Source organism: Pseudohongiella sp. (genome assembly GCF_011050365.1).
Classification (GTDB): Bacteria; Pseudomonadota; Gammaproteobacteria; order Pseudomonadales; family Pseudohongiellaceae; genus Pseudohongiella.
On the sequence record NZ_DRFV01000009.1, the window covers coordinates 60,809 to 74,639 of the forward strand.

Genomic DNA, 13,831 nt, shown 5'->3' on the forward strand with positions numbered 1-13,831 from the left:
GCTCACTTGGAGTACTGTCAATAACTGTACGGGGACGAATAAATGAAAACTCTCGTTAGACTAGAGATAAGTCCTTTCGACTTTAAGAGTGACCAGATCAGCGTTGGATGAGTTGAGATCGCAGAAAGTTAAATTAACAGATTCTATTAACCGAAGAGCGGAACTTTCAGTTTTGATAAATTCATTTTGTTCATTTCTCGAAATCGAAACACCAATTTCAGAGAGCGAAGCAATAACTCTTCTTTGATGGTCAGAATTTGTAAATGTGTATCTCTTATCCCTAATGGGACTTTGGGATGAACCAACCAACTGCTTAATCTTTAGTCGAGAATTCCTGACAACCTCAGCGGCAATATTATACGCACTCTTACTCTCCACAACGGTGGGTACATAGTTGGCATTAGAGTTACTGATCGAATTTGATGATTTTTCAATTTCTGATCGTAGATTTTCAATAAGTTGGCCGTACTTTTTAGATACGTGCACATCTCCTTTCCTCGAATCAGGGAACATAGTTCGATACCATAAAAAGGTATCTACACTTTCTACAAAATTGATCCCGAATTTTAGAGATTCGGCTTCAATATAACTCTGAAAAAGTTTGAGATGGTTTATGTGCCCAGACAGAGCGGATGCTTTCACACTCGCTCGATAATTATCAAGAGCAATTATACTTCCGAATATAGCCGCCACAAAAGCTATTACAGCAACTCCTCCCGTTACGATATTTACTGATCCGGAAAAATATTTATAGAAATTATCTATGCAATCAGATGAAAAACATAGATCCCCAATGGTGTCTTTGTATATTTTGTAGTCACTAATGAATGAAATAAAAGCAAGCAGAAAGAGACCTAGCAAGGCAATATATACTGCCAAACTGTAAAAACTGATTTTCATTCCGACCTCATTAGTCAATTTTTGATACAGGCTTTTCCAATTTCTTTAGCTCCGAAAGCAATATCATTGACTTCCTATCAAAACTTCTCGATACGATCCCTATACGATAACGAGCAATATTATAAATTCTACGATAACTATCTGTTGTCTTGTCCTTAAGACTCTTAAGTCGATCGATCGCATTTTCTACTCTTTCGATATCTGTCTTACACGGTTTAGGACGAATTTTTTTAAGCTTATTTATCAAATATTCATGCTTATTGTGGTTTACTCTTGCCAATCGATTTACTCTGCCTAGGCACCTAAAATATTGCGCCCTAAATGAATATGTCGTTCGATAATTGTCCGTAGCCGAAGCTTTTACTAAATTATTGACGGAGGCTTTAATTCTAGATATTTCTGACGATGGCAGGCGGGGAGTTCTAAAATTAACAATGAGCCCATGAACAAGAAGAGGGGAAGACCCAGCTCTCATTATTTTTGTCTTGGAAAGATTCAGAGGAAAATCCTTCTTAAGCATCATGGCCCGTACATGAGATTCGGCGTTCCTAAAATCGTAGCCCCTGTGTTTTGAGGATATTGTTATGTCATCTACTAACCTAGTGTATACGAGATTTCGTCGACTCAATTTCTGAATTACTTTATATTCTGTGTCCCACATGCAAAGCGATGCTAAATAGCTAGAAGTAAGCGCCCCTTGTACAAGGGTGTCGCCGTAACAACAAACTTCGGTTAGGTAGTCAGATACATTTTCGGGATAGTGGAAAAATTTTCTGAATATTTTTTTTACAGTGTCACGATGTATGTTTTCAAAAAAGTTAGCGATATCCAACTTTAATATACTTTTCGCTCCACAGTGATTCTGGGCACACGCAATATAATCTCTTTGAACAGTGGTTTTTGTTTGCCCCCCGACCAATTCTTTGTCATTCGGGAGAGAGCCGTAAAGGTACGGCGGCCACTTGATTAGTTTCTTGAATATGCGAGTATTAATTCGATGCTGAATTTTTCGTAACAACGGGGTAGCGCTATAAACGATCCTTTCGCCCCCGACTCCCTTCGGGATCGTAATTTTTTTATAGCGATTTTCGGGCAGGATTTTTAGAATTGCGGATAAATCAGATTCTGGGATGCTCAATACAACAGATAACTTCGAAATAGAACCGATTGAGCTCTTTGTGATTTTCTCAGGACGAAGATCTGTCATTTCCACCGCCATCCTTGGAAGTTTGATATCATGCCCGACTCCCCCATAATCAAGGGCAGAATAACAAGGGGTGACCGTCACCAAACTTTCAATGATACAGGCCCCTTGCAATTCCGTCGGGCATAATCACGACCCCTAGGGGGCGAGTGTGGATCCTTCTCCGCCGCTTTAGCTTTATAAAAAGCGCCAGGCGAACTGGCTTTCCATCATTGAAGTTATAACGTTTGGCTGTGGCCAGCAGACGAAACGTCTGCTTGTGGTGAAATTATCTGCTCTGGAGCACCTTGTCAAGCACGTCTGATTTGGGGCAATTAATGAAGCAGCAGCAGCAAGGTCAATTATCTGCACTCACTATCGAGGAACCTCAAACACTGGCATCATCTCTAAACCGCTTGCACATTGCCTACACAGCGCCTACATAAAAAATAGACAAAGAAATGAAACGCCAGATATTTTAATAGGTCATTGATTTTATTGGTGCCCGGGACCGGAATCGAACCGGTACGGAGTTTCCCCCGAGGGATTTTAAGTCCCTTGCGTCTACCAATTTCGCCACCCGGGCATGGGGGGCTGTCTATCTTGTTGGGTGCCAGCCCTGAGGCTGTTCCTTAAATCCTGTTTCCCGTTACCAGTCAAACAGTTATCGCCAGTTCAGCACCAGCAGGATGGGTGCCTTTTTGCGAAGCTGCGCATTATATAGCAATCACCTGCCTAAACCTAGTTACGAACCGGCACGCGGGACCACCACCGCAAATCGCCCGCCCACAACAGCATCAATCCGCGGGAACCTCCTCGTCCGGGCCGATCTCATTCCATTTGCTGACTTTGCCTATAGGTGTGGCTATCAGCTTCAGTCTGATTTTAGGTTTCAGTAACTCATTGAACTGGGCGACATCCTGATTGGCGGGGTCCAGCCACGCGTCGACAGTCGGCTGGTCGTCGGGCAGCATCAGGGGTATGGATTTGGGATGGATCGCCTGCAGCCAGCGTTGGTTGTCGGGCGGTGGCAGCGTGATGATGCTGGCGGACAGTGCGGTTTCGCCGGTGTCGTGGTTGACCCATTCGCGGTACACGCCGCCAAAGGCGATGGCGTCGTTGGGGCGGCGCAGTTTGTGGTAGGTCTTGCCGTCGCCGAGGCCTTCGATGAAGGCCGATGCGGGGATTACGCAGCGCGATTCTCGGTAGGGTTTGTAGGCCAGGGCGCGGGCGGTGTCCAGTTTGTCGGAGCGGCTGTTGAAGGACGCGTATTTGTAGTTGGGCTTGAGGGTGGCAGGATCGAGCATCAGCCACCAGGTGGCGTCGCTGACCAGGCGTTCGTCGTGGGTCTGGCGGACGATGCTGATGGTGGACCCGGGCGCGGCATCGGGGGTAAAGCGGAAATCGGGATAGAGCGTGATGCCGAGATGACGCAGCAGCGCCATGACTTCGGCGCTATCAATGACGTTGAAGCGGCCGCACATGGAATCCTCCCGGGCTAGTGGCATTGTTCGGTTCTGCTGTTGCTGGACAATCAGCAGTACCAGCGCTACCTTTGGACTTTGAATCGTAACAGCAAACGCCAGAGAAACGCGAAACAATGACCACTCCCCCACCCGATGGCCTGATCGTCGTCGCCAAGGCCGACTGCCCGACCTGTCGCCTGGTCGAACCGCTGCTGGCTGAGCTGGCCGCCGCCGGCCCGCTGCGTGTGTATGTGCAGGATGACAGCGACTATGCCGACGCCCTGCCCGACACCCTTTATGACGAAACTCTGGAGCAGTCCTGGCGGCTGGAGACCGAGTTTGTTCCCACCCTGATACGCATGGAGCAAGGCCGGGAGGTGTCACGCACCTACGGCTGGGACAAGTCTGAGTGGCGCACCATCAGCGGTCTGAGCGGGCTGGGCGAGGAATTGCCGGCCATGCGCCCGGGATGCGGCTCCAAGACACTGGAGCCGGGTATTACAGAACGGCTGGAACTGGCATTTGGCGATGTGCAACTTCAGTCCCGGGAAATTGATGTCAGCGCCGAGGACGATGCGATTGAAGCCTGTTATACGCGCGGCTGGAGTGACGGCCTGCCGGTGGTGCCGCCGACGCCAGTGCGGGTGCTTCGTATGCTCAAGGGCACAACGCGCGACCCGCAAGAGTTGGTCGGCCTGATGCCGCCGGATCTGGTGCCCTGTACCGTGGAAAAAGTCGCTATCAACGCTGTCATGGCAGGCTGCAAACCGGAGTATATGCCGGTGCTGCTGGCGGCTCTGGAGGCGGCACTGGAGGACGATTTCGGTCTGCACGGGCTGATCTGTACCACCATGTTCGGCAGCCCGCTGATCATGGTCAATGGCCCCATCGCTAAAGCCATTGGCATGAACTCGGGCAACAATGCCCTGGGCCAGGGCAATCGCGCCAATGCGACTATCGGGCGGGCGCTGCAACTGATCATCCGTAATGTCGGCGGCGGGCGTCCCGGCGAGATTGATCGGGCGACGCTGGGTAATCCGGGCAAGTACAGTTTCTGTTTTGCCGAGGCCGAGGACAGTGAATGGCTGCCGCTGGCCCAGGAGCGTGGTATTGCCGCTGGCCGCTCTGCCGTGACCTTGTTCCCCGGTGAGGGTGTGCAGGGCATTATTGATCAGAAATCCCGTGATCCGGAATCACTGGCGCGCTCCATTGCGCAATCTTTGCGCGCCGTGGATAACGTCAAGCTGGCCATGGCCGGCGATGCCGTGTTGGTGGTGTCACCCGAGCATGCGCGTATTTTTATCGAGGCCGGCTGGTCAAAGCAGCACCTGCGCGACACGCTGGAGCAACTGCTGATGGCACCGGGCGAGGATCTGCTGGTGGGTGCAGGTGGCATCGCCGAGGGCATTCCGGCTCGCTTCAAGGATAAGCAGGTACCCAAATTCAGGCCGGGCGGCCTGCTGATTGTGCGGGCGGGTGGCACTGCCGGCATGTTTTCTGCGATTATCGCCGGCTGGGCCGCATCCGGTCCGGTTGGCTCGTCACCTGTCACACGAGAGATTATATGAGAGAGGAAACCTTATGAATGACTCTATCCTGCTGGATCCGACGGCGGAAAACGCGCCGACGCAGCGGGCCCGACTGCTCAGGCCCGACAGCCTGGATGGCAAAGTCGTCGGTCTGCTGGATATCTCCAAGCCGCGCGGCAATGTCTTTCTGGATCGCATCGAAGAGCAGCTGGCAGCACTGGGCATCACGGTCAAACGCTACAGCAAGCCCACCTTCACCCGCCCTGCCCCCACCGCGCTGAAGCAGCAGATTGCTGCCGAAGTGGATGTACTGGTGGAAGGTCTGGCTGACTGAGGATCGTGTACGTCGTGCTGTATGCATGACATAGCCGATCTGGAGTCACGACAGATTCCGGGAGTTGGAGTTGCCTCTACCGAGTTTATTGATGCGGCGGCAGCACAGTCCAGAACGCTGGGTTTCGACCCGGCCATGGTATTTGTGCCGCACCCGATTCAGAACCGCACCGACGCGGAAATGTGTACCCTGGCCGACGCGGCTTTGGGGGATATTCTGCGGCTGCTGCGTGCTGATCCGGACGCGGCCGATCACAAATCTGAAGACACCTGACACCTACGCGGAGAAACTGTCATGACGGGGATACAGTCATGACAGAGAGACGCACCCCCGACAACCGTCCGCCAGCGGTCGACAAAGCGCTGGCCTGGCCCGGCATGCAGGCCCTGATTGACTGCCATGGCCGCAGCCTGGTGCTGGACGCGCTGCGCGCCGCTTTACAACGGTGGCGCGACGGTGACATCGGGGATGAACAGACATTGCTCGCCGAGGTACAGGTCAGCGTCGAACGGCTGCTGGCCCCCGCCTTCAAGCCGGTGTTTAATCTCACCGGCACCGTCATTCACACCAATCTGGGACGTGCGCCCCTGCCGCCGGAAGCCATTGCTGCCATCGCCGCCGTGGCCAGTGGCGCAAGCAACCTGGAGTATGATCTGGACAGCGGTCAGCGTGGCGATCGTGATGCCCATGTCGAAGACTGGATCTGCCGGCTGACCGGTGCGGAAGCAGCCACGGTGGTCAACAACAATGCTGCTGCCGTGCTGCTGGTGCTGAATGCCCTGGCGCTGCGCCGGGAAGTGATTGTCTCGCGCGGTGAACTGATTGAAATCGGCGGCTCCTTCCGCCTGCCGGATATCATGGCACGCGCCGGCTGCAAACTGCATGAAGTCGGCAGCACCAATCGCACCCATGCCCATGATTACGCCGATGCCATCAGCACGCGCACCGCACTGCTGCTCAAAGCCCATACCAGCAATTATGCTGTTCAGGGGTTCACCAGCAGCCTGAGCGAAGCCGAGCTGGCTGCCATCGCGCAGCAACATGCCATCCCGCTGGTGGTCGATCTGGGCAGCGGCTCACTGATTGATATGCAGCGCCTGGGGTTGCCGGCGGAGCCGGTGGTGCGCGAGGTATTGGCCCAGGGTGTCGACGTTGTGACTTTCAGCGGTGACAAGCTGCTGGGCGGACCTCAGGCCGGCATCATTGCCGGACGCGCAGACCTCATCACGCGAATTCGAAAAAGTCCGTTAAAACGCGCACTGCGCTGTGACAAACTTACGCTGGCGGCGTTGTCCGCGGTGTTGCGACTGTATGCCAATCCGGACACATTGGCGCAGCGCATCCCCGCCCTGCGACTGTTAAGCCGGGCCCGGACTGATATCCAGCAGACAGTTACGGCGCTGCTACCCGCGTTAAAAACCTGGGCGGGTAACGATATTCAGGTTGATGGTTGCGAGGTGCTCAGCCAGATTGGTTCCGGTTCCCAACCGCTGGACCGGCTACCCAGCGCCGCGCTGCGCCTGCGCAGTGAGCACACCAGCAAACGCGCACGGAGCCGACAGCTACGCGACATGGCCAGACAGTTAAGACAGCTGCCGGTGCCGGTAATCGGCCGCATTGCCGACGACAGTCTGCTGCTGGACTGCCGCTGTGTGGAGGAGCCGCAGACGCTGGCAAAGCAGTGGCTTACGCATCGCTTTGACCCGGCGCTGCCGACATGATCTTTGCCACGGCCGGGCATGTGGACCATGGCAAAACCACGCTCATTCAGGCTCTGACCGGGAAAGACACCGATCAGCTTGCCGAAGAGCAGCGCCGCGGCCTGACCATTGACCTGGGATTCGCCTGGCTGCATGACAGCGAGGCCGGCACCCTTGGCTTCGTAGACGTGCCAGGTCATGCGCGGTTCATTCGCACCATGCTGGCTGGCCTGGCTGGCGTCGACGCCGCGCTGCTGGTGGTCGCCGCTGATGCGGGCCCCATGCCACAAACCCGTGAACATCTGGCCTTGCTGGAACTGTTGGGTATCCATCGTGGCATTGTGGTGATGAGCGCGGCGGATCGCGCGGATGCGCAGCAGCGCGCTGACTGTCATGTCGCCATCAAGGCGCTGCTAAAGAACAGTCCTCTGGCTGACTCACCGGTGATACCGGTGGACTCCATCAGCGGCCAGGGGCTGGCCGAGTTGCTGGCGGCAATCAGGGCTTTGTCTGCGAGCACGCCAGCGCGCAGCACTGAGGGCCATCCCCGCTTTCTGATAGACCGGCGCTTTACTGTGCCGGGCGCGGGTTGTGTGGTAACCGGCACCTTACTAAACGGGCGACTGAAGCTGGCACCACACACGCAGCTGCAACTGGCACCTTGTGACAGGACACTGCGGCTGCGCGGCATTCAGGTTAATGGCCAGGCGGTGACAGAAATTGTCAGCGGACAACGGGCAGCGTTGAATCTGACCGGGGAACTGGACAGCGAACATCCACAACGCGGTGACTGGCTATTGGCAACTGAACTGGCCCAGACCGCTGAACGACAGACCAGCCAGCGACTGGACGTACATCTGCGCGTGTTGCCTGAGCAACGTATTCATCGTGGCACGCTGCAGATACTGACCGGCGCCAGTGCCGTCAGCGGTCGTCTGGTCTGGCTGCAGGCGCCTGCCGGCCAGCAAGCGCCTGGCGGCCATGAAAAGCACGGCGGCCTGGCGCAGTTGCTGCTGGACAAACCCGTCCATGTCATTGTCGGCGACGCTGTTATTGTGCGGGAGCCAGCGACCAACACCACCCTGGGCGGCGGCCGGGTGCTGGACCCGCAGGGCCGCCAGCGTGGCCGCAGCAAACCCGAAGCGCTGGCGCGGCTGCAGGCATTGTGCACAGCCGATACCGCCTCGGCGGCTCTGGCTGCCGAGCTGAAACATAAGCTGGAGATTGATCTGCCATGCTTTGCCCGACGCTGGAATCTGACTGCGCCGGAAATGGATGCCCTGCAGGCACAACATGCGCTCGTCAGGCTGGGTGATCAGGGACTGAGCCACTCGCGCACTGCCAGCGCAACAGCGACCATTCTGCAGTGTGTGCGACTGGCCCATGCCGGGCAACCAGAACAACTGGGCATTCATCAGCAGGCATTGTTGCGCGCGGCAGAGTCGCGCCTTTCTCCGGAAACCCAAACCCGCCTTATTAGCCAGCTGGTGGCGAGCGGACATCTGCGCCGCCATGGCGTCATACTCGCCCTGCCCGATCATCAGGCGGTGCTGCCATCAAAGGACGCAGCGCTTTATCATCGGGTACGCGAGGCGCTGGCAAATGCCGGGCTGCGACCACCGATCGTGGGTGAACTGGGCGAGCGACTGGGACTGGAGCGTCAGGACATGCTGGCCGTCATGCACCGATTGCAAAGCTGGGGCTATGTGCTGGCGGTGGCGCCGAACCGTTTTTATCTGCCAGAGCAGCTGGATGATCTGGCTGCGGTGGCGCAGGCGCTGTGTGAGGAAAGCACAGACGGCGGATTTTCGGCAGCGGATTACCGGGATCGCTCCGACATTGGTCGTAATCTGACCATCAAGGCTCTGGAGTATCTGGATCGCGCCGGTGTCACGGTTTATCGGGACGAGCGGCGCTACATGCGGCCAGGATGGCAACGCGCGGCGGCGAACAAAATCACGTAAACTGCAGAATATGGAAGGACATCGTCTCCGGTGGGGCGCCCGGACTTCAACTCCGGTGAGATGCGCAGCGCGCGTCTGGTGGGTTCGACTCCCATGTCCTTCCGCCAGCTATGAGGTATCTGCTCAGACAGGGCAAGTCAGGCAAGAGAAGCTGCGGAATTGTAGTGGAAAACAGACCCATTTTCCCTGTGGGAAGCAAGCTACTGTTGTTCTGGGGAAAAATGGAGGCTGGGGTCGGAATCGAACCGGCGTACGCGGAGTTGCAGTCCGCTGCATGACCACTCTGCCACCCAGCCTTTACTGTTCCAAAGTTACCTGTCTGGTCGCAAAGTCCCGTGCAGGTAATTTCCGGACTGGCCAACGCTACCCCGAGGGGATGCTGCGCTGTGAATGGCCTGTGGCCGTAAGTTTGGAGCGGGAAACGAGACTCGAACTCGCGACCCCGACCTTGGCAAGGTCGTGCTCTACCAACTGAGCTATTCCCGCTTTACTTGGTATTACTGACTGTCTCTCAACAACCCCGGATCATGAGGTCTGTCAGCTCTTTTGCAGTGCGTTTTTGCTCACTCCGAAAGAGGCGCTTATTCTAATGCCATTCGGTGTGAAGTCAAGCGCAATTCGTCAAATATTTCACTGTTTTGACGTCAAAACCGGCAATGCCTTGATCAGGTATTGCGCCATTGACCAGATGCTCAACGCGGCGGAAAGATATATCAATCCGTAGCCCACTTGCAAGAAAATTTGCGGCCATTGTGGGGTATAAGCCAGCAGGACAATAATTGCGATCATCTGCACCGTGGTTTTGACCTTGCCGATGTACCCCACCGCCACCGCGTCGCGCTGGTTGTTGCTCGCCATCCACTCGCGCAGCGCCGACACAAAAACTTCCCGACCGATAATGATGGCAGTGGGCACCACAAACCAGGCACTGGGATAGATCGCGGTCAGCAGCACCAGCGCCATCACCACCAGCAACTTGTCTGCCACCGGGTCCAGGAACGCGCCAAAGGGCGACGTCTGGTTCAGACGTCGGGCCAGGTAGCCGTCCAGCCAGTCGCTGATACTGGCGATGGTGAACAGAAACGCCGCGATGAGCTGGCTGTGTTCGATTCCACTGTAATACACCAGCACTATCACCGGTACCAGCAGGACGCGACAATACGTCACCATATTGGCGGCATTCAGCATGCAATAATTCCCTGTTTCAACGGCTTTTCCTCGATAATTCGGTATTGCACGACATTCTACTCACTATGTAACGACTCATAAATAACGGCGGCCAGTTTTTTACTGATGCCCGGCGTGCGCGCCAGATCGGACTCGCTGGCGCGCATGATCTCCTGTTGCCCACCAAAGTACTTGAGCAGCTCGCGTCGCCGTGACGGGCCCAGGCCCGGAATCTGCTCCAGCGGTGACTGCTGCCGGGTCTTGGCGCGGCGTTGGCGATGCCCGGTGATGGCAAAGCGATGAGCTTCGTCGCGGACCTGTTGCAGCAGATGCAGCGCCGGAGAGTGGCCGGGAATCGCCAGTTCCTGCATGCCGTCAGCCGTAGCGACAAACAGTGTCTCCTGCCCGGCCCGCCGACTGATGCCCTTGGCAATACCAATCAGCATGATCTCGGGCAACTGACAGCCCTGCAGCACGTCGATAGCCTGGGCCAGCTGGCCTTTGCCGCCATCAATCAGCAGGATATCGGGCACCTTGCTGGCCAGCAGGGCCTGATCTTTGACACTGCCGATGTGGCTGCTGTCAGACGCTGCCGCAGTCTGCTCCTCCGCACTCTCGCCCGGTCCGGCGCTGGGCGCATCCTGCAGCGCCTGCAGCTGGCTGCTGAGCTTGCTGTAGCGCCGGGTCAGGGCCTGATCCATGGCGGCGTAGTCGTCGCCGCCCTGAATGCCTTCTATATTGTAACGCCGGTAGTCGGACTTGAGCGGGCCGTTATGATCAAACACCACGCAGGCCGCCACCGTACTTTCGCCCATGGTATGACTGATATCAAAGCACTCGATGCGCTGCGGCAGCGCGTCCAGGCCCAGAGACGTCTGTAACAGCTCAAAGCGTTTGAACATGCTCTGGCGGTTATTGATATGGCTTTGTATGGCCTGCTGCGCATTGGACAGCGCCAGATCACGCCAGCGGGCACGATGCCCGCGCACATTGCCGCGCAGTGATACGGCTTTACCGGCAGCGGCGGTGAGCGCTTCCTGCAGACCTTTCTGTTCCTTGAGCAACGGGAATACCACGACTTCGGCAGGAATGGCTGCTGCCGCCAGCTCACCGCCATCGCGCAAATAATATTGTGCGATAAACGCCGCCAGCAAATCCGCTGCAGTTTCCGCCAGCCTGTCCTTGGGGAAAAAATTGCGGCTGCCGATGATGCGGCCACCACGAATCACAATGACATGAACGCAGGTATACGCGCCATCGAGTACCGCCGCCAGTACATCCGCATCGCTGCCGTCACCGGAAATAACCTGCTGACTCTGAATGCGCCGCAGATCGGAAATCTTGTCGCGAATGCGCGCGGCCTGTTCGTATTCCAGTGCCGTGGCTTTCTGTTCCATACGCTGGCCCAGCGACTGAATCAGGGTATCGCTGCGCCCTTGCAGAAACAGGCTGGCGTCCTGCACATCCAGGGAATAATCCGACGGTGAAATCAGGCCAACACAGGGTGCTGTGCAGCGGCCGATCTGGTGCTGCAGACAGGGCCGGCTGCGATTGCGGAAATAGCTGTCTTCACACTGGCGCACGCGAAAGACTTTCTGCAACAGCGACAGACTCTCACGCACAGCGCTGGCACTGGGGTACGGTCCGAAAAAGGTGGCATCACGCCGGCGACTGCCACGATAAAACGCCAGCCGCGGGTAGGCGTCTTTGTGCGTGAGCATGATATAGGGATAGGTTTTGTCGTCACGCAGCTGAATATTGTACGGCGGTTTCAGCTTCTTGATCAGGTTCTGTTCCAGCAGCAAGGCTTCGGTTTCGCTGTTGGTGACCGTGACGTCGATAGCCGCGATGTGTGACACCAGCGCCATGGTCTTGGTGTCCAGGCCGCTGGCACGAAAGTAGTTGCTGACGCGTTTTTTCAGATTGCGCGCTTTACCAACGTAAAGCACTTCACCGTCGGCATCGAGCATGCGATACACGCCGGGGCGCTGGCTCATCACCGCCAGGACGGACGGGGCATCAAAAGCGGGCTCGGTGTTTTGGTTAGAGTCGGTCATAGTCCACCCGCCGGTGCTGGCACGATGCATACCTCCGGCTGCAAGCGCACACCAAACATCTGCTGCACGCTGTCGGCAATCTCGGTCGCCAGCGCCAGTATCTGTTGCCCGGTGCCACCACCGTGATTAACCAGCACCAGGGCCTGCCTGTCATGCACACCGACCGCACCACGTCGCACGCCCTTCCAGCCGGCCTGGTCAATCAGCCAGGCGGCAGCAATCTTGACATCGCTGGTGTGCGTGGCAAACGCAGGCATATCAGGCCAGCGCAATTGCAGCCCGGCATGGACATCGGCGCTGACAATCGGGTTGCGGAAAAAACTGCCGGCATTGCCGATCACCGCCGGGTCCGGCAACTTGCTGCGCCGGATGGCACACACGGCATCAAACACCCGCTGCGGAGTCATGTCGGCACCGGCGCCCGGGTATTGCAACAAAGCAGGATAGGTAACCACGGTGCGCGGCGTGCGGCTAAGCCGGAAGGTGCAAGACAGAATAATGGCCGTGTTTTTTAATGCCTGCTTAAAAATACTGTCGCGATAGGCAAACTGGCATGCGTCGCTGTCCAGCTCCGTCACCTGTACCGTCTGCGTATCAAAATAGCGCACAGACAACAGCCGATCGGACAATTCAACGCCGTAGGCGCCGATGTTCTGCACCGGCGCCGCGCCGACGCTGCCGGGAATCAGCGCCAGATTCTCCAGGCCATACCAGCCATTTTGTAAACAGTACGCCACCAGTTCGTGCCAGTTCTCCCCCGCCGCCGCGCTCACCAGCACAGCGTCCGGGTCAGCCGGATCCTGTCGGTGACGAATGCCCATCAGCTGCATGTGCAGCACAAGACCGGGGACATCCGCGAGCAACAACATATTGCTGCCACCCCCCAAAACAGTAACCGACAGATCTTTATGATCTGCCTGTTGCAGCGCCACCGGCAATTCATCTTCCTGGCCAATGCTGCACAGCCATTGCGCGCGCGCGGGCACACCCAGGGTGGTCAGGCCTTGCAGCGGCGCATCAGCCTGCCACGCCATCAATAATCACCTGTGGTGCGATGGCCCTGCAGATCCGCCTGCACTGTGACGAGCAAGGCATCACAGGCCTGCTCGATCAGATCGAGGACCTGCTCGAAACCATTGTCGCCACCGTGGTAGGGATCCGGCACATCGGTGGTCGACAGCGGCGCATGCGACAACAGCAGGCTGACTTTATCGGCGGTGGTGGCTGGCGCCATCTGCAGCAGATGATTGAGGTTGCTGCTGTCCATGGCCAGGATAAGGTCGAATTTATGAAAGTCTTCCACACTGACCTGGCGTGCGCGCTGCGCACTCATATCGTAACCGCGACGCAATGCCGCCGCCATTGAGCGCGGGTCCGGCGCCTTGCCAATGTGATAGCCGGCAGTGCCGGCGGATTCAACCCGTATACTGTCCTGCAGGCCGGCGTCCGCGATACGTGCTGCCATGACAGCCTGTGCCGTCGGCGAGCGACAGATATTACCCAGGCAGACCATCAGCAGATTCAGTTGCGT

Annotated in this window: 11 protein-coding genes and 4 tRNA genes; 5 read left to right on the top strand and 10 right to left on the bottom strand. The window is 56.7% G+C overall.

Annotated elements, in window-relative coordinates; translation table 11 throughout:
- Positions 1–60 precede the first annotated feature (60 nt).
- From ENH71_RS08005 to ENH71_RS08020, 4 genes are all read right to left on the bottom strand, one after another.
- On the bottom strand, positions 61–900 hold the full coding sequence (locus ENH71_RS08005) for a retron Ec48 family effector membrane protein (RefSeq protein ID WP_294132259.1): 840 nt from the start codon (positions 898–900) through the stop codon (positions 61–63).
- Positions 901–910: 10 nt separating this feature from the next.
- The gene (locus tag ENH71_RS08010; RefSeq protein WP_294132261.1) at positions 911–2,107 is read right to left on the bottom strand and encodes a reverse transcriptase family protein; all 1,197 of its coding nucleotides are present in this window, start codon (positions 2,105–2,107) and stop codon (positions 911–913) included.
- A gap of 475 nt (positions 2,108–2,582) precedes the next feature.
- A tRNA-Leu gene (locus tag ENH71_RS08015) sits at positions 2,583–2,669 on the bottom strand.
- Between the two features lie 211 nt (positions 2,670–2,880).
- Positions 2,881–3,567 (bottom strand): SOS response-associated peptidase, encoded by a 687-nt coding sequence (locus ENH71_RS08020; protein ID WP_294132264.1) that lies wholly within the window; start codon positions 3,565–3,567, stop codon positions 2,881–2,883.
- 116 nt (positions 3,568–3,683) lie between these two features.
- On the opposite strand from ENH71_RS08020, the gene ENH71_RS08025 reads away from it, so the two are divergent.
- The 5 genes from ENH71_RS08025 to ENH71_RS08045 all read left to right on the top strand — a co-directional run bounded on the left by ENH71_RS08025 (position 3,684) and on the right by ENH71_RS08045 (position 9,183).
- Complete coding sequence (locus ENH71_RS08025; RefSeq protein ID WP_294132266.1) at positions 3,684–5,117, top strand: thioredoxin family protein; 1,434 nt, start codon at positions 3,684–3,686, stop codon at positions 5,115–5,117.
- Between the two features lie 13 nt (positions 5,118–5,130).
- Positions 5,131–5,685 (top strand): UGSC family (seleno)protein, encoded by a 555-nt coding sequence (locus ENH71_RS08030; RefSeq protein ID WP_294132268.1) that lies wholly within the window; start codon positions 5,131–5,133, stop codon positions 5,683–5,685.
- 38 nt (positions 5,686–5,723) lie between these two features.
- Complete coding sequence (gene selA / locus ENH71_RS08035; RefSeq protein ID WP_294132270.1) at positions 5,724–7,133, top strand: L-seryl-tRNA(Sec) selenium transferase; 1,410 nt, start codon at positions 5,724–5,726, stop codon at positions 7,131–7,133.
- Entirely contained in the window at positions 7,130–9,076 is a 1,947-nt protein-coding gene (gene selB / locus ENH71_RS08040; protein ID WP_294132271.1) for a selenocysteine-specific translation elongation factor, read from the top strand. The genes selA and selB overlap by 4 nt, the downstream gene beginning before the upstream one ends.
- 12 nt (positions 9,077–9,088) lie before the next feature.
- Positions 9,089–9,183: transfer RNA gene (locus ENH71_RS08045), tRNA-Sec, on the top strand.
- A gap of 115 nt (positions 9,184–9,298) precedes the next feature.
- Here the strand turns inward: ENH71_RS08045 and ENH71_RS08050 are convergent.
- From ENH71_RS08050 to ENH71_RS08075, 6 genes are all read right to left on the bottom strand, one after another.
- Positions 9,299–9,372: transfer RNA gene (locus ENH71_RS08050), tRNA-Cys, on the bottom strand.
- Between the two features lie 114 nt (positions 9,373–9,486).
- A tRNA-Gly gene (locus ENH71_RS08055) sits at positions 9,487–9,562 on the bottom strand.
- A 144-nt stretch (positions 9,563–9,706) separates the two neighbouring features.
- Positions 9,707–10,261 carry a CDP-diacylglycerol--glycerol-3-phosphate 3-phosphatidyltransferase gene (gene pgsA, locus ENH71_RS08060; protein ID WP_294132404.1) on the bottom strand — a complete coding sequence of 185 codons (555 nt, stop codon included), beginning with the start codon at positions 10,259–10,261 and terminating at the stop codon, positions 9,707–9,709.
- Between the two features lie 59 nt (positions 10,262–10,320).
- On the bottom strand, positions 10,321–12,300 hold the full coding sequence (gene uvrC, locus ENH71_RS08065; protein ID WP_294132272.1) for an excinuclease ABC subunit UvrC: 1,980 nt from the start codon (positions 12,298–12,300) through the stop codon (positions 10,321–10,323).
- Positions 12,297–13,334, bottom strand: coding sequence for a UDP-N-acetylmuramate dehydrogenase (murB, locus tag ENH71_RS08070; RefSeq protein WP_294132273.1), 1,038 nt, complete (start codon positions 13,332–13,334; stop codon positions 12,297–12,299). Before murB ends, uvrC begins: the two co-directional genes overlap by 4 nt.
- On the bottom strand, positions 13,334–13,825 hold the full coding sequence (locus ENH71_RS08075; RefSeq protein WP_294132406.1) for a low molecular weight protein-tyrosine-phosphatase: 492 nt from the start codon (positions 13,823–13,825) through the stop codon (positions 13,334–13,336). The genes murB and ENH71_RS08075 overlap by 1 nt, the downstream gene beginning before the upstream one ends.
- Positions 13,826–13,831 lie beyond the last annotated feature (6 nt).